This window comes from Dysgonomonas mossii DSM 22836, assembly GCF_000213575.1.
Classification (GTDB): Bacteria; Bacteroidota; Bacteroidia; order Bacteroidales; family Dysgonomonadaceae; genus Dysgonomonas; species Dysgonomonas mossii.
In genome coordinates this window covers 186,093-204,234 of record NZ_GL892008.1, presented here as the reverse complement: position 1 = coordinate 204,234, position 18,142 = coordinate 186,093, and the positions used below count along the sequence as shown (strand labels likewise).

Here is an 18,142-nt window from a genome sequence, read left to right as displayed (position 1 = left end):
ATAACTATGAAAAAATATAATAAAAATAATATTTCTCTAACGCTCTTTTGCTTGCTGGCAGTCATACTGATGGTGTCTTGCGATGATTGGAAAGAGGTAGAAACCATTGATCTCGACAAGGCGGATATATCAAAAGATAATCCGGAGCTTTATGCTAAATATCTGGAAAACTTGCACGAATATAAAAAATCAAATCACGTTTTGGTATATGCATGGGTTGACAATAGCGAAAAAAATCCTTTCTCTAGAGCGCATCACATCACCGATCTTCCCGACAGCGTAGACATAATAGGACTGATACATCCGGACAAGCTTGCTGATTGGGAGTTGGAAGATATAAGCAAAGTGCGTAGCGAGAAGGCAACGAAGGTTATTTACACAATAGACTTTGAGGCAATCAAAGCCGCATTTAATGCCAAACTTGAGATGGCCACCGAAGATGAACCTGTTGCATTGGATTTTCTGGACTTTTTGACCGACTCTTTGGAGTATTCACTTAGTCTAGTACAAAAGTACAACTACGACGGTATTTGTATCGGTTATGCCGGGAAATCACGACTCCATATGCGTCCCAATGAGTTGAATCAATATATCGAAAATGAAACAGCTTTCATTAATATTATGAGAGATTGGAAGAAACGCAATCCGGAGAAAATAATAACATACGAGGGAAAGCCTCAAAATCTCATAGATACCTCGTTGCTTGATGATTGTTTATCTATTCTTATTTCAGGAAAAACAGCAAAAGCGAAGGATGAATTAACTTATACTTTACTCCTTGCCAACATAGATAATATTCCGAAAGATCGTTTCGGAATGGTGGTAATGGCTATTAACCTGAATGATCCCAACAAGAGTATTGGATATTTCGCCAACGGTACAGTGACGATGGAAGGTCTTGCCGATTGGGCTCCCGTTGTACATGGCGAAATAAAAGTAAATGCCGTGGGAGTTTACAATGCTTCTACCGATTATCATACTACTGTAAAGGATTATTACTATCTAAGAAAAATTATTTCGAGTGTTAATCCATCCGTCAAATAAAAGAAGAAATGATTATGAAAAACAAATTCAATAATTTAATACTTTCATTTTTTGTAACGTTCTTGGCTGTTGGAACATTGACATCCTGCGGAGACGATGCGGAAAATTATGACAATAAAGCTTTCACTACTTCAGAGAAAGTCGGCTCTATACTATTGATGGGAACTAATGAAACAGAAAGTAGAACTATTCAGACATCTGTTGCCAAACCCGAAGCGTCTGATATTATCGTGACCTATAAAGTCGATGCATCTTTAGTAAGCCAATATAATATGACATATGAAGGCAATGCTATTATTCTTCCCAATGAATATTATGAACTTACGGATGCTGTATCTACAATTGCAGCCGGCACAGTGAAAGGTAATGATGTGGAAATAAATTTCAAAAATCTTTCCGGCTTAGATCGCGATCTAGTTTACGTATTGCCTATAACCGTGGCTAATTCAAATATTGAATTTCTAAGAAGTGCTCGTAATACTTACTTTGTAATTAAAGGTGCTGCCCTGATTAATACAGTAGCTGATATTACGGAAAACTATCTTTCGCTACAGAATCCGGGAACTTCTACGTTGAATGATATGAAAGAGGTATCCATAGAAGCATTGTTGTATGTAAATAAATTCGGCAAGCTTATTAGTACAGTAATGGGTATCGAAGGTAACTTCCTATTTCGTATTGGTGATGCCGGTGTTCCTGACAATCAACTTCAGCTAGCTACTTCCAATGGAAATCTCACAGATGCAGCCTGGCAGATACCGACTAACGCATGGGTGCATCTTGCTGCAACTTACAACTCTGCCGACGGTGCTGTGAATGTTTACATCAATGGCGTTAAAAAAGGAGATACTAAAACAACAAATTATCGTAACAGTGTCAACTGGGCTACTTCCAGCTTCTATGTAGGCAAATCATACGATGACAATCGTTATATCGAAGGCACTATATCCGAATGTCGTGTTTGGAACCGTGTGCTCACAGCAGAAGAGATCCAAGGGAAAGATCATTTTTATGTAGTAGCACCTAAAAGTCCGGGATTGGCAGCATACTGGAAGTTTAACGAAGGAAGTGGACAGGTAATAGCCGACCACACAGGTAATGGTAATACTATAGTTGCAAACAAAACAATTACATGGATACCTGTCTCGTTACCCAAATAACAGTCTTATAACTTTTAAGAAAAGAAACTATGAAATATTTAAAATCTAAATATAGGATTGCAGCCTTTATAATAGCAGGTATTATGCTTACAGCCTGCTCCGAGGATATTAATGTAGGAACTTTGGACGAAAACAAATATTCTACGGGAGATGGTTCTGTAATGGGCTACATTAGTGACAGCAAGGGGAAGCGAATGTTCTCGAATGTAGAATTCCGCGATGCAGGTGATATGTACCTACAACTAAAGACGACAGCAAAACTTGCTTCAGAAGGAACAGTGACAGTAAGTTATGATGAAACCGTACTTGCCGAATATAATAATACTTACGGTACTGCCTACGACGCATTTCCGCAGGCAAAAGTGACATTCGCAGATGGAGGAATAATCAAATTGAATAAAGGTTCCGAGCAATCGGCTGATATGAAAGTATCATACACATCTGAAGGGGATCTTTCTCCCAAGAAAAGCTATGTTATTCCATTGCGTATGAAAGTAACTTCAGGAGACTTTAAACTGGCTGAAGCCGATCAAACCCGGATGATATTCATAAAAGATCTGACAGGGCTTCCTGACTGTACAAAATACGTTGATGGAGCTCCAGGTGTTAAAGTATTCAGCTGTATGGAAATCAACGACACCAATCCTTTGAATAATCTTAGCTTTACTTTGGCCGGTAGCGGTAAACCCTTAGTAGATGCTTTAATTCTTTTTTCTGCTAACATCAACTATAACGAAGAAACCGGACGGGTATATATTTTCAATAACGAAAATGTAAAAGCCATTCTTGATAATCGGGAGAAATATCTGAAACCATTACAAGATAGAGGTATAAAGATTATATTGGGGCTTTTGGGAAATCACGACCGATCAGGAGTGGCTAATATGAGTAAAGAAACAGCACAGGAGTTTGCCAAAGAAGTAAAAGCAATGTGTGATGCTTACCAATTGGATGGGATTTTTGTAGATGATGAATATTCAAAATACGAATATAGTAACATAACTCCCGGCTTTGTATATCCCGGCAAGGAGCCGGCAGCAAGATTGTGCTACGAGGTGAAAAAGATACAACCGGAACGATGGGTAGTTGCCTATTGCTACAGTACAACATACGGTTTGCCTTCTATTGATGGTATGAATTCAGGGGAATTTGTTGATTATGCATTACATGATTATGGTGGGTCTTCTGATTTATCCTCTTACTTTCCTGGAATGCCAAAAGCGAATATGGGGCTGTATTCTCAAGAATTTGCTCAAGGGCGTATAGCAAGTGAGAATAACCTGAAAAAAATGCGCGACAACGGATATTTGTCACATATGATCTTTGCGATGGATCCTAACCGTTCCAACTTCAAATCATCACAGCTAACTGCAATGCAAAGAATGGCAAGAGCATTCTATAACGACGAGTTGGTATTTGATGGTATTAAGTATTCGAAAGACTGGAGATAGGAATGCGTACTAATCATTTAAATGTAAAATGAATTATGAAAACCATAAATAAAATAATACAGATTTTGGTAGTCGCTATATTCTTGCCCATAGTGTTTACAGGATGTAGCGATGACGACAATGAAATCACAGATCCGGGAACCGAAACTGAAGTTCCGAATTTTATACTTGGACAGGAATCCATTAGAGTAAAAGTAGGTGCTGAAAATAAAGTGACTGTGGATGTAAAAGAAGGTGGAGGGGAATACGACGCATTTATCTTGAATGCAAATATCGCTAAAGCTGAAACTGTAGATGGAGTGTTGAAAGTAGAAGGAGTTGCTAATGGACAAACCTCATTGATAGTTTCTGATAAGTATAACCGCTATCGTAAAGTACCCGTTAGTGTATACACCACAGATAAGCTTGAGTTGAGTCATAAAACATTCGACTTGGTTACCGTATTAGGTAACTCTGGAACTCTTACAGCGAGTGTAGTATTGGGTAATGGTGGATACGAAGCTACATCAAATAACTCTGCAGTAGGGGTTAGTGTGAATGAAGAAGGAATTATTAGTATGACTGCTATTTCTAAGAAAGCCGAATTTACAGCTATCGTTACAGTAAAGGACTGTACCGGATTATCAGAAGAGATTGCAGTTACGGTAAAAGCATCTATGGATCCTTTTACGAATGCAGAATTAGAAACTATTATGCTTGACGGTACTCGACGTTATTTCTATAATGGATCGAAAACTGACTCTTCATACTATACATATCTAAATGAAGTAACCGGAGAAGGTAAGCAACGGTATGGTTGGGACTACTATTCCTATTATTGGTATAAATTGGAATTCAAAGGGAATAAGGATGTTGGAACCAAAGAGGATGCTGTGTTTGACTATTACTATTATAGAGATGGTTCTGTTCTTACTCCTGTCACGATGAAGATTATCAAAAATGATGGAGTCAATATCTGGGGCGTATTTTCATACATAAATGACGAACAAGAGAAATTATATACAGGATACTTTTGTTCACCTATATAAAAGGCAATCTTAAAGTATTATAAATAACTGACAGCCGCACAGGCAAAGGCGGATAACCTTTGTCTGTGCGGCTTTATTTTGCACTTCGAACTAAACTTCTATGCACCACTATGGGCTGAGGGGCATTGTTAGAAGATATAAGTAAGATTGATAATTGAATTAAATAGAAGATTACTATTAATTAACATAAAACCATTCGGAGTCTATTTGTGATCGAATAGATAACTTAATTTGAGATAAAAAATTAAATCGAGAGATGAGAAAAATTCATATTCAAATAAATAAACTTGTGGTATTAAGCTATATATTGTTTGGTTTGGCTGTGCTTACCTCTTCCTGTAAAAACAAGGATCAGCATGTTGAAGAAAACGATTTTACACAATATGTTGATCAGCGTATTGGAACTGGTGGGCACGGCCATGTTTTTATGGGGGCAAATGTCCCTTTCGGATTGGTACAACTGGGGCCGACGAGTATTCCTCAAACATGGGATTGGACATCAGGTTATCATATATCCGATACAACGGTTATAGGATTCAGTCATTTGCATCTGAGTGGAACGGGTATAGGAGACCTGAGTGATATTGTACTGATGCCTACAACAGGTGCTGTAAACCATAATCGAGGTACGCACGATAGCTATGATACGGGAATGTGGTCTTACTTTAGCCATGCTAATGAACGCTTTGCTCCCGGTTATTATTCCACATTCCTCGATCGTTATAGCGTTAAGGTAGAACTGACTGCAACCCAGAGGGTTGGATTCCATAAATATACTTTTGAAGGAAATGCAAATGATGCTCGTATTGTTATAGACTTGGAAAACGGCACATGCTGGGATACTCCGGTAGAGGGAAACCTAACAGTATTAAATAATAATACTATTGCCGGATACCGCTATTCGAAAGGCTGGGCGGACGATCAGCGGATATATTTTGTTGTCGAATTTTCTCGCCCTTTCAATAAGTTCCAAATATATGATAAGAATGTACCTAAAGAAGGCAAATCGTTTACCTCTACGCAAGTATATGGAGAGGCTTTTTATGGAAACATAAGTTCAGAGGCTATTTATGTAAAAGTGGCTTTGTCACCTGTTAGCATCGAGAACGCAATGCTGAACATGAAGGCTGAGCTTCCTGAATGGGATTTCGATCAAATAAAACAGAATGCACAAAATATTTGGAATAAGGAATTGTCGAAGATAAAAATAAAAACTGAAGACGAAAATGTAAAAAAGATATTTTATACAGGGCTTTATCATACAATGATTGCCCCATCGGTCTTCAATGATGTGAATGGAGATTATAGAGGTGCTGATGGCCGCTCTCACACAAATGACGGGTTTACTAATTATACTACCTTCTCGTTGTGGGATACATACCGTGCAGCACATCCATTGATGACAATAATTCATCCCGAAAAAGTGCCTGATATAATAAATACCATGCTTACTATATATCAGCAACAAGGTAAGCTTCCTGTATGGCACCTGATGGGGTGCGAAACAAACTGTATGGTTGGTAACCCGGCGATTCCCGTTGTAGCAGATGCTATGTTAAAGGGTTTTACAGGGTTTGATTACGATCTGGCATACGACGCAATGAAGGTGTCGAATATGAAAGATGAGCGAGGAATGGACTTATATAAAAAGTATAGCTATATCCCCTTTGATAAATATAATGAATCTGTTGCAACTTGTCTCGAATATGCACTGGCAGACTGGGCATTGGCTCAGGTGGCGCAAAAGAATGACAAGAAAGTAGATTATCAGTATTTCAACAATAGAAGTAAGGCTTATCGGTATTATTTTGATACACAAAGTCATTTTTTACGAGGATTGTCTTCTGATGGGAAACGACGTGCCTCATTCAATCCCATTCATTCTACACACAGGGAAGATGATTATACCGAAGGTAACGCATGGCAATATACATGGTTGGTGCCTCACGACATAGAAGGCCTTAGTTCACTGTTTGGCTCACGAGAGAATTTTCATCAAAAACTCGACTCGTTATTTATAGTCGAAGGTGACATGGGAGAAGGGGCCTCCCCTGATATTACAGGCCTTATAGGACAATATGCTCATGGGAATGAACCTAGTCATCATGTGCTTTATATATATACAATGACAGGGCAACCCTGGAAGACCGCAGATTTAGTAAGACGAGTGCTTGCCGAACTTTATCATAGTCAACCGGATGGATTGTCCGGAAATGAAGATGTCGGCCAGATGTCTGCATGGTATATCTTATCGGCTCTCGGATTTTATCAGGTCGAGCCTGCCGGTGGTCGTTATTATTTTGGATCACCAATAGTTGATGAGGCTATATTAAATGTCGGAAAGGATAAAACGTTTAGCATTATTGCGCATAACAACTCTTCTGAAAATAAATACATCCAGTCTCTCAAACTTAATGGAAAGCCATATAAACTACCATATATTCATTTTTCGGATATATCAAGCGGAGGAAAACTGGTATTAGAAATGGGTTCAAAACCTGCTGTATGGTTTGAATAACTTTTAAGTTAACTAAAATAGACTAGAAGAACCTAAGACTACATATATCACATTCGATTTTTAGTCTTACGTTCTTCTAGTCTTAAACAATTAAGTTATTATTTTAAATATCAGTAGTTTATTGGAATAATTCAGGGTGTTTCTCTTTCGATATGCAATGAGTTTGATTTTTAATATCTTCGTCTAAAATTGATTTCCAACCCAGCTTATCAAACTCTACTTCAAGAGCAAGACATACCTCGAAGTCTTCTTCTGAAACTTTATATGTTTGTCCGTCTTTATTTGCTGATACCGAGATTTCAAAACGGTTGTTCATTACCCATACATGAACTTTGTATCCGTATATTTCTGCGTATTGAGGCTGTTCTAAATCGCAGAAGTGTGGTATTACGATTCTAAGTTTGTCCAGATCATCGATAGAATACGATTCTAATGGATCAAAGGCAATTGCGCCTTCCGGTAATGTTTTTAAAGCTACTCCTATCTTCGAAAGCTTAACTATTAAGTCTTCTCTACTCCCATATTTGAAGTAAACACAGAAGGAATCACCTTCACAATTGTGCCCTCCACGCGAACGCATGTAATGGAAAAACTGCAATTGCGGGCACCAGCGAGTTATTTCTTCTTTTGTATTGTTCTGAAAAAGCCTATCTTCCGTTATTTTATCTATATTCATCTATATCTTATTAATCAGGTTCTAAGATATTATATTTTTTGTTATTGAAAAAGAATTCAAACTATTTGGGTGTTTTCGTGGAGGATAAGTCCATTAATGAAGTATTGATTTACAGATAAACAATATAGTTACAACTTCACGATAAGCCTTGAGAAGTGAGTAATTGAAAAATGAGTACAATCTCTACTGTTTACCTCATAAAAGGCTTTTAACTACAGTAAATTCTGTATCCCAAAAGTTTAGGTTGCATATCATCTTATTTATTTGAAATTATGTTACTATTTTTGTACAAGTTCGTAGAAGTAGTAATATAGACAAATATGTAACACAAGATATCACATGAAAAAGAGTTATGCTAGTTATTTATTATGTATCCTATTACTCTGTTTATCTTCTTCTTTTGCAAAAGCAAATAATCCATATATTGTAAACTTTGATAGAAACACATACGGTGCAGCAAACAAAAACTGGTCTATAGATCAGGATGAAAGAGGGTGTACCTATTTTGGAAATGATATCGGGTTGCTGCAATTTAATGGAGTAGAGTGGAAGCTCTTTGAGATGGCCAACAGGTCTGTGGTAAGGAGTGTGGCAGTACTCGATCATCAAACAATATTTACCGGCGGTTATGAAGAGTTTGGCCTTTGGAAAAGGGACATTTCCGGGCAATTGAAATATACGTCATTAAAATCTTTGGTCGATCAGAAATCGACGCAGGAAAATGATTTCTGGAAGATATGGTTTAATGATAATAAGGTGTACTTTCAATCTTTTAATTCCATTTTCATATATGATTATAAAACTGTTAAGCAAATAAAGATAAATAAGAATATTCTTTTTTTGTTGAAGGTACGCGGGCAGTTCTGGGTACAAGAAATGCAAGGTGAATTGTTCCGATTGATAGACGATAAGCTTACAAAAATAAACGATGGAGAGTTTTTTAAGGGAAAGGATGTCAGAACGATTTTACCCTACAAAAAAGATCAATATTTGATCTGTACTGCAACTAACGGACTTTATATTTACGATGGAGCGAAAATCTCCCCTTGGAATACTCCTATCTCATCAGCGTTGAAGCTAAATGAACTTAATTGTGGATTACTCACTTCACGAGGTACATATTTTTTTGGTTCTATTCTTAATGGTATATATGAAGTTGACGAAAACGGCAATATCTTAAATCATTTTTCTACAGCCACAGAGCTTAACAACAATACAGTACTATCGTTGCGCGAAGATAAAAACGGAAATTTCTGGGCGGGATTAGATAGAGGTATTGCATACATACAGTATCTCGACAATATGAGCTATTATACTGATCCGAATGGAAATATAGGGGCTGTATATGACGCTTTTTATTGGAAAAATAAACTTTATATAGGAACTAATCAGGGTTTGTTTTACATGCCTCAGGGCAAACTGCGATCAGTAAACTCTTTAGAAAACCTTAGATTGGTAAACGGAACTCAGGGGCAAGTATGGAGCTTGCGTGTTATAGACAATAAGCTGATATGTTGCCACAATCGTGGTGCGATGATTATCGAGGATGATAAGTCATATCCTTACCTGCCCTTTATAATGTCCGGCATCTATGATATAAAAGAATATACGGTAAATAAAGCTCAAATATTGGCTGTATCGACCTACAATCACCTAAAGATAGTTCACAAAGGAGCAAATAAGGTATATGATATAGACGAGAGCCGAGGACCTGTCTTCAAGAGCGAACTCGATCATCTGGGAAATATATGGGTTCAGCATCCATACAAAGGGACTTACAGATATCTATTCAATGAGGATGTGATGGGTGTAAAGAGCTGGAGTTATTATGGAGACAATACGCAAGAAAATCTTCCTCACAAATTATCGATGTTTAAAGTAGGAGGGCGTATAATCTTGTTTGGTGATAATAATTTTCTGACGTATGACGAAATTGATAATACAATCAAGCCAAATGAGAAGCTGAACAACTGCTTTAAGTCTATTAATAAAATAAAGAAAATTATTCATATCAAAGATAATTCATTTTGGGCTATAACGGATAAAAGCCTTTTCAAATTCAGTTACGATGGGAGTGAAGCCAAAATAGAGGAAAGATATAACGTAGGTTTACACAAACTGTCGTTAGTAGAAGGATACGAGAATATTTCGATTTTGAATGATTCAATAAACTTCATTTGTTTAGATAATGGCTTCTTGCTCTATAATGACAGAATTCCCGCAAAGAAATATAAGTCGGTTCAGGACAGGCCATATCTGGAAACCCTAGAGATAAAGTCAACGAAAGGAAAGTACGATTTTCGAGATCCGGCAACATTGGCTGAAGTTCCTTACGGATATAACTCAGTTACATTTAGCTTTATATCCGATCAGGTATTAAGCCGGAATCTCTTATTCCAGTACAAGCTGGTAGGAATAGATAACGAATGGTCGAAACCTCAGAAGATAGATAAAGTCACTTATGACCGTTTATCTGCCGGAAAATATACATTCATGCTTCGTACTACAGACAATATTGGTTATACATCCGAGATTACGACATCTCAGTTTGTTGTATTATCTCCTTGGTATTTATCTTTGTGGGCTTACCTCATCTATATATTACTTATTATGTTTGTTGCATATATCGTATGGGTTATCATCCTAAGGAGATATAAGAATAAACACCTGCAAAAAATAAGACAGAGAGAAGCCGAAAGATTGCAAACCATAAATCAGGAATTGCAAAGCGAAATAGAGAAAAAAGATGCAGAAATCTTTGATCAGACATCATTTACCATTCAGAAAAATGAGATTATACTATCTATAAAAGACGTGATTGATGAGTTCTGTCTTTCAAGCGATAATAAGACCTTGAAGCTTTTGTATCAGAAGGTATTGCCTATCTTAAACAATAATCTGGAGAATGATAACGACTGGAAAGTTTTATTGATAAAGTTTGAACAAAAGCATACCAATTTCTTCAAGAAATTGAAAATTCTTTATCCCGAACTCACCCCCAACGATCTTAAGCTTTGCGCATGTTTGAAGCTAAATCTCGAGACAAAAGACATTGCCTCTCTTATGAATTTGTCGACGAGATCGGTCGAAAACAATCGTTATAGATTAAGGAAGAAACTTAACCTCAGGTCTACACAGAATCTAAATGATTTTATTTTAAATCTCGATTAATTTTAATTAATATTCTATAATACAGATTTTTAAATTTGTGAGAGTGGAAAATGTGCATTGTTAATGTATGTTAAATAGAGTGTGTGCGTATTTGATGTGAACCTTCCTTTTGCATGATCTTGTCTGTGTGCTCTAAATTTGACATAAATCTAAATATCATGGAAAGAGTCACCTCACTCTATAGCCGGTTGGCTATTGTAAACATTACTCCTGCCTTATTATTTAGATTAATTGGTTAACAGTTAATTAAAGTAATTTGAACTATGAAAAAATCCAAAAAAGACTTTATTTCAGGGAATCTGAATTCACTGATTTTGCGGTATTTATTATTCCTGTTTTGTTTCCTATCAACCACAGGAAATATTTATGCTCAAACGAAAACTATTTCAGGAATTATAAAGGACGAAGCCAATGAACCGCTGATTGGCGTTACTGTACAAATAAAGGGAACAAGTAATGGTACCATTACCGATATTGATGGTAGATATACCCTTGCTGCAGCTACAGGCAATGTTTTAGTATTTACGTATGTGGGAATGCAAACACAAGAAGTAACCGTTGGCTCACAAGCAAGTATCGATATCGTTATGAAAAACGACAGTCGGATGCTTGCCGAAACAGTGGTTATAGGTTATGGTAGTGCAAAAGCGAAAGATTTGACATCTCCTATTGCGACTATCAAAGGGGATGATGTCAACAGGCATCTTACAGCATCGCCGATGCAAGCAATGCAGGGTAAAGTTCCCGGACTACAGGTGATTAACACCGGTCAACCGGGTAGTTCGCCTAAAGTGCGTATCCGTGGTGTCGGAAACTATGATGATTCTAAAACCGGCCCTTTGTATGTTGTAGATGGTATGTTCTTCGATAATATCGACTTCTTGAATAACAGTGATATCGAAAATATGAGCGTGCTCAAAGACGCTTCTTCTGCTGCTATTTATGGAGTACGTGCTGCGAATGGAGTTATCATTGTGACAACTAAAAAAGGCTTGACAGACAGAAAACCTCAGGTTACTTACGATGGTTACTTTGGTTTGCAAAAGGCGTCTAACCTGGTAAAGATGGCTAACTCTCAGCAATATGCCACTGTGATGAAAGAAATCGGTAATACAAATACTATCGATCAGTCTATCGCTAAGTTTGGTGGTGCTAATGGTATTCCTGCTGTAAATACCGATTGGTATGACGAAATATTGAGAGTAGCACCAATGCATAGCCATGCTATAAATGTTAACGGAGGTGGAGAAAAAACAACGTATTCAATCGGTATCAGCTACTTGAATCAGAAAGGTATATTGGATAGCGACAATGGTTATGAGAGATTAAATATCCGTTCTAAAGTAGATATAGGTATCACCAACTGGTTGAAAGTAGGAGGTAGCTTTATTGTTGTAAACAGTGATCAAAAGCTTGCTAATAACAGTGCTTTTGGTAATGCGTATACATCCCCTTCTATATATCCGGCTTATGATCCGAACAATAGCATTGCATCGCCAACCAAATATGGATCGGCACAAGATGTAGGGCTAACAAACTACTTTTGGAATCCGGTGGCTATCGCTGATTATTACAACAACAAAGTGGGGACGACAGAAGTTCTTCCGGCACTTTACATGGAGTTATCTTTCTTAGAAAATAAGTTGACATTCCGAACTTCTTACAATCAGGATTTGTCTTTCCAGCGCAATCGTTTATTCTTGCCGATATATACCGTTTCGGCCAGTCAACAAAATAAGAAAACACAGTTGACTAAATCTCAGAAATATACAAACAATTGGTTGATAGATAATATCTTGACATATAGAGACACTTTTGCCGAGAAACACAATGTGACTCTGATGGCAGGTAATTCTATAAGAAAAGAGAGATGGGAAAGAATGCGCTTGCAGGCTGAAGGTATCCCTGATGGAAGAGACGAGTACTGGTACTTACACAACGGTTCTATTGTCGAACAAGGAGCAGACGCTGATACTTGGTACGACAATGCAGAGGAAAACAGAGGTGCTTCGTTTTTCGGTCGTTTGATGTATGACTATGCAGGCAAATATTTATTATCTGCTACATTCCGTGCCGATGGTAGCTCTAAGTATCAACAAAAGTGGGGATATTTCCCTTCTGTAGGTCTTGGATGGGTGCTTTCGGAAGAAAACTTTATGAAGAATCAAAAAGTATTTGACTTCCTGAAATTAAGAGGAAGCTGGGGTATGCTAGGTAACGATAAGATACAGCGAAATGACGGTTTTGCTTCTATTACACAAGAAACAGGATATTTCAACGGACAGATTATGCCGGGTACATCCAGCCTTTCGTTCTTCTCTTCACTGAAATGGGAGAAAGTAGAAGAATTGGATTTTGGTTTGGACTTTACTATCCTGAATAACCGTTTATCCGGAGAACTTGATTATTACAAACGTACAACAAAAGATGCCGTGTTCTTGAAAACACTTCAGTTAGGAGCAGGTTCATTATTAATGAATAACGGTGAGATCCAAAACTCGGGAGTAGAAGTATCTCTAAACTGGGAAGATAAGATCGGACGTGATTTTACTTACAATGTGGGTGTGAATATGTCAACTTTAAAAAATAAAGTGACTCACCTTGATGGTTTGGAACGCATAATTACATCCGGAGACTATGGTCGTATCAGACAGATTGGTCAGACAGTAGACTCTTACTATGGATATGTAATGGAAGGTATTTATCAGAATCAGGCAGAAATTGATAATGATAAAACTTTAACGGATATTGCCAGCAAACCGGTTCCGGGAGACATTAAGTTTAAAGATATAGATGGCGACGGAAAACTGACAGACCAAGACAGAACTTTGCTCGGTTCCCCACTGCCTAAGTTTTTCTTGGGTGGTAATATCGGGTTCACTTACAAAGCTTTTGACTTTAGTACAGCATTCCAAGGGCAATTTGGTCATAAGATCTTGAATCAGAAACGGTTCTTAAGACAAAAACAAACTGATATAAATTTCGACGAAGATATCGTTAAAAACCGTTGGACAGGTGAAGGTTCTACAAACCAATATGTATCAGGCGCAGCTTTGGGACATACATGGACATATAGCCGCTTCAACTCATTCTTTGTTGAAAGTGCCAATACATTTACTATTCAGAACATACAGTTGGGATATACTTTCCAGAACATTTTCCCTCAGAGTGGAAACAAGTCTAGTTTGAGAGTAAGCTTTACGGCAGAGAGACCATTCAACTTCTTCTCTTATAATGGATTCACTACAGATGTGGCTGATGGGATAGATAACAATGTTTATCCTCTAACCTCAACTTACAGTATTGGTTTCAGATTGGTATATTAATTAAAGAAATAAGAAATTATAGTTATGAAATTTTATATATACATTATATCAGCATTATTGTTATTAAGCAGTTGTAGCGACTGGCTAAATAAGGAACCCGAAAATGTATTAGATGTGGAGGGGCTTGATTATACTCTGACCGAAAATATGAACCAGCCGCTTATCGGTATCTATGCACGTATGCGTGGTGGAAGTGGACTTAGCTTCTGGGGAAGACTTGGGCTACTGAGCGTAAGAGGTGATGATATAAATAAAGGTTCTTCACCTTCCGATCAGGGAGAGTTAAACTATGCGAAATCATTCGAATACAATCAACTTGGTGGATATTGGGCATTAAACTCATCATGGACAGGCTTATACAATTTAGTGTTGAGTTGTAACTCTGCTTTGGTAGACTTGAGCAGATATAACGAATATACAACAACTGATGCAGACAAAAAATTGAATATTCAATATCAGGCAGAGGTACGTTTTATCAGAGCTTTTGCTTATTTTCAGATAACCAGATTTTGGGGCGATGCATTGCTTGTTACCAATAACGAAGAAGTATTAGGTACACTTAATGTTACCCCCCGGGCTGATATCTACAAGTTTATTAATGATGAACTCGACTTCTGCGAAGCCAATCTTCCGGCTTTACGTCCGAACGAAATGCCTCTGAAAGGTCAGGTCACTAAATATACAGCTCTGGCATTGAGGGCAAAAGCAAACTCTGATATTAATAATTGGGATGCTGTACTATCTGCTACAAATGAGATTATCAACAGTAACAAGTTTGAGCTCTATCCTGATTTTTATGATTATTTCAAAAAGCCGGGATGCTTATCAAACGAAAACTTGTTCGAACTACAATATGGTTTGGTTGGTAGCACAGCAATAGAATCTGATGCGTGGTTTGCATTCCAAGGCCCAAGAAATGGATTTGTAGGAACAAATATTGAAGGAGGCTGGGGCTTTATGGTTCCTAGTGCTTCTTTAGAAAAACTATTCCAAGACAGGGGTGAGACCGTACGTAAAGAGACTACATTCTTGTATGCGGGATCTACAACCAAGGAAGGAGATGTGCTAAAACCAAGTACAGCAGCAGATGGAAACGATAGAGTATTTAATGGAAAAGTGTATCTGCCTAGCACACAGCTTCCGGAAGGAAGAACCGGGTATGGATTTGGTAATAATATCCGTGTGATGAGATATGCAGACATCCTTCTATTGAATGCCGAAGCTAAAGTTCGTAAAAATGAGAATGGGGATGCTCCTTTCAACTTGGTGAGAACCAGAGCGAAAATGCCAACATTGACCAATGTTACATTGGATCAGATACTGGAAGAAAGACGAGTTGAATTAGCTTGCGAATGGGGCGAACGTTTCTTCGATCTTGTTCGTACAGGTAAGGCTGCCGGAACACTTCCGGGATTTACAGAAGGTAAGTCCGAATTTTATCCGATACCTCAAGCTCAAAAAGATTTGAATCCAAATCTTAAATAAGAAACTATCAGGAGAGGATACTCAGTGTCTGAAAAGGTGCTGAGTATTCGTCTCTTCTTATACTGAATATATTATAAACAAGTCTTTATTATCAACGTAAATCCCATATCATGAAATTAAGAATAATCTTCTGTCTGTTAGTTATAAGGTGTCTATCTGCTCCTGCGCAAGAACAGGAATACGATCACATTTTTTTTGACAATAGTTTGATGACAGGGCGTTACTATTACAGTAAAGCTGATTACACATCTCCTAGCTATATTCAGAATATAGAAAGTAAACTACCGGTATCCGAAAAGGAATATTTTACAGCAAAAAACTCACTGCTATTGAACTATGTATCTGCACCCAATGGTAGCTGGTCGGCGTCGATTCTTTATCATGATTGGCGAGGAAAGGACTTTGTGAAAGAAGGCAAATCATTGGACTTTAAATTATTTGTCAAATCGGGAACAGAAGCAGAAGAATTGCCTCTTATTGCCATCGGTAGTATTAGCAAGAAAGAAACAGCTACATCGTCTTTTCTCAACCTTAACAACTATATATCTCAATTCAAACAAGGGGAATGGGTGTCAGTATCCATCCCTCTATCTGAATTTAAAAATTTAAGCTACACAAATACAAAAGAAATAAAAGAAGTTCTTTTCAAACAAAATTCACAAGATGGAAAAGAGCATACTTTATATATAGATCAGGTAGAATTAAGTCCTATCCAAAAGCCTGTTTCAGACGTGATAGTGCCGGCGATAAAAGCAAAAGCCTATGAGCGTCATGTAGACTTGTGGTGGGATAAATCAGGATTGGAAAATACAAAATATATCAAAATATATCGCTCCGAAGATGGGAGAGAGTTTAAGCAGGTAGGCATACAATACCCTTATACAGGGCGTTATGCAGATTTCACAAACGAACCGAATAAGACATTCAGCTACCGCATTGCTTGTGTAAATTATGACTATTCCGAATCACAACCATCTAATATAGTAGAAGCAACAACCCGCTATATGACCGATGAACAGCTCTTGGATATGGTGCAGGAAGCTTCGTTCAGATATTACTGGGATGGAGCAGAACCAAATTCAGGGCTAGCCCTTGAAAATATTCCGGGACGCAGAAATATGATTGCAACAGGAGCTTCCGGTTTTGGGATGATGGCAGTTGTAACCGGTGTAGAGAGAGGATATATTACTCGTGAGGAAGCCACAGAACGGTTCAAAAAAATAGTCGCATTTCTCGACAAAGCCGAAACTTTTCATGGAGGTTATGCTCATTTTATAGATGGAACGACAGGTAAAGTAGAACCATTTTTCGGAATGCGTGACAATGGAGCCGATATGGTAGAAACCTCTTTTCTGTTTCAAGGGTTATTGACTGCCCGTCAATACTTTGACAAGAACAGTGATGATGAGAAATACATCAGGAATACAATCACCAAACTGTGGGAAAATATAGAATGGGATTGGTTCAAAAAGACAAAAGACAGTAAATATTTATATTGGCATTGGTCTCCCGATCAGGAATGGGTAATAAATCACAATCTTATCGGCTGGAATGAGACAATGATAACCTATTTGCTGGCAATAGCTTCTCCAACTCACGGTATAGGCAAAGACATGTATTATTCGGGATGGGCTAGTCAGGAAAAGCTGGCACAGGATTATCGTGCCGACTGGGGACAAACACGTGATGGGGCAATGTACTCGAACGGAAATACATATTTCGGAGTAAAACTCGATGTGGGAGTGTCTAATGGAGGACCATTGTTTTTTATTCACTATTCATACTTGGGGCTTGATCCGCACAAGATAAAAGATAAATATGTTTCTGGAAATTACTTCGAAAACTTTCAGAATATAGCTCTTATAAACTACCGTTATTGTGTAGAGAATCCTAAAAAGAATATCGGATATGGAGTAGATAATTGGGGGCTTACCGCAAGTGACGGGCCTTGGGGCTATCGTGCTGCCGAGCCGGTAGATCATCAGGATGTAGGAACGATGGCACCTACAGGAGCTTTGGCTTCATTCCCTTATCTGCCCGAACAATCGATGGCGGCATTGAAGAATTACTATCGTAACTATGGTTCTTTCCTGTGGGGTGAGTATGGTTTCCGTGATGCTTTCAATCTGAATGAGAATTGGTGTGCGAACATTTATATGGGACTTAACCAAGCGCCAGTAACAGTGATGATAGAGAATTATCGTACAGGGCTTATTTGGAATCTGTTTATGAAAGACCCCGATGTTCAGCGAATGGTAAAAGAAGTGTTTATTAAATAAATTG

The 18,142-nt window shown here is 37.8% G+C and carries 10 protein-coding genes; 9 read left to right on the top strand and 1 reads right to left on the bottom strand.

The genetic code is table 11. The features are described 5' to 3' along the window. The first annotated feature begins 6 nt into the window (after positions 1-6). From HMPREF9456_RS12580 to HMPREF9456_RS12560, 5 genes are all read left to right on the top strand, one after another. Positions 7-1,044 carry a glycoside hydrolase family 18 gene (locus tag HMPREF9456_RS12580; protein WP_006843918.1) on the top strand — a complete coding sequence of 346 codons (1,038 nt, stop codon included), beginning with the start codon at positions 7-9 and terminating at the stop codon, positions 1,042-1,044. A 14-nt stretch (positions 1,045-1,058) separates the two neighbouring features. Further along, a complete protein-coding gene (locus HMPREF9456_RS12575; RefSeq protein ID WP_245531021.1) occupies positions 1,059-2,204 on the top strand; it encodes a DUF1735 and LamG domain-containing protein in 1,146 nt (381 codons plus the stop codon). A 29-nt stretch (positions 2,205-2,233) separates the two neighbouring features. Next, the gene (locus tag HMPREF9456_RS12570) at positions 2,234-3,655 is read left to right on the top strand and encodes a BT_3987 domain-containing protein (protein WP_006843916.1); all 1,422 of its coding nucleotides are present in this window, start codon (positions 2,234-2,236) and stop codon (positions 3,653-3,655) included. 35 nt (positions 3,656-3,690) lie between these two features. Next, positions 3,691-4,683 carry a hypothetical protein gene (locus HMPREF9456_RS12565; RefSeq protein ID WP_006843915.1) on the top strand — a complete coding sequence of 331 codons (993 nt, stop codon included), beginning with the start codon at positions 3,691-3,693 and terminating at the stop codon, positions 4,681-4,683. A 256-nt stretch (positions 4,684-4,939) separates the two neighbouring features. Then, the gene (locus HMPREF9456_RS12560) at positions 4,940-7,201 is read left to right on the top strand and encodes a GH92 family glycosyl hydrolase (protein ID WP_006843914.1); all 2,262 of its coding nucleotides are present in this window, start codon (positions 4,940-4,942) and stop codon (positions 7,199-7,201) included. A gap of 118 nt (positions 7,202-7,319) precedes the next feature. On the opposite strand, the gene HMPREF9456_RS12555 is transcribed toward HMPREF9456_RS12560, so the two are convergent. Beyond that, the gene (locus HMPREF9456_RS12555) at positions 7,320-7,877 is read right to left on the bottom strand and encodes a hypothetical protein (RefSeq protein WP_006843913.1); all 558 of its coding nucleotides are present in this window, start codon (positions 7,875-7,877) and stop codon (positions 7,320-7,322) included. A gap of 339 nt (positions 7,878-8,216) precedes the next feature. Here HMPREF9456_RS12555 and HMPREF9456_RS12550 point away from each other — a divergent pair, with 339 nt between their 5' ends. The 4 genes from HMPREF9456_RS12550 (at position 8,217) to HMPREF9456_RS12535 (ending at position 18,138) form a co-directional block, all read left to right on the top strand. Then, on the top strand, positions 8,217-11,048 hold the full coding sequence (locus HMPREF9456_RS12550) for a triple tyrosine motif-containing protein (protein WP_006843912.1): 2,832 nt from the start codon (positions 8,217-8,219) through the stop codon (positions 11,046-11,048). Positions 11,049-11,311: 263 nt separating this feature from the next. Further along, positions 11,312-14,374 carry a SusC/RagA family TonB-linked outer membrane protein gene (locus tag HMPREF9456_RS12545; RefSeq protein ID WP_006843911.1) on the top strand — a complete coding sequence of 1,021 codons (3,063 nt, stop codon included), beginning with the start codon at positions 11,312-11,314 and terminating at the stop codon, positions 14,372-14,374. 24 nt (positions 14,375-14,398) lie between these two features. Next, positions 14,399-15,859, top strand: a complete 1,461-nt coding sequence (locus HMPREF9456_RS12540) for a RagB/SusD family nutrient uptake outer membrane protein (protein WP_006843910.1) — start codon at positions 14,399-14,401, stop codon at positions 15,857-15,859. A gap of 110 nt (positions 15,860-15,969) precedes the next feature. Then, a complete protein-coding gene (locus HMPREF9456_RS12535; protein ID WP_006843909.1) occupies positions 15,970-18,138 on the top strand; it encodes a glucoamylase family protein in 2,169 nt (722 codons plus the stop codon). Positions 18,139-18,142 lie beyond the last annotated feature (4 nt).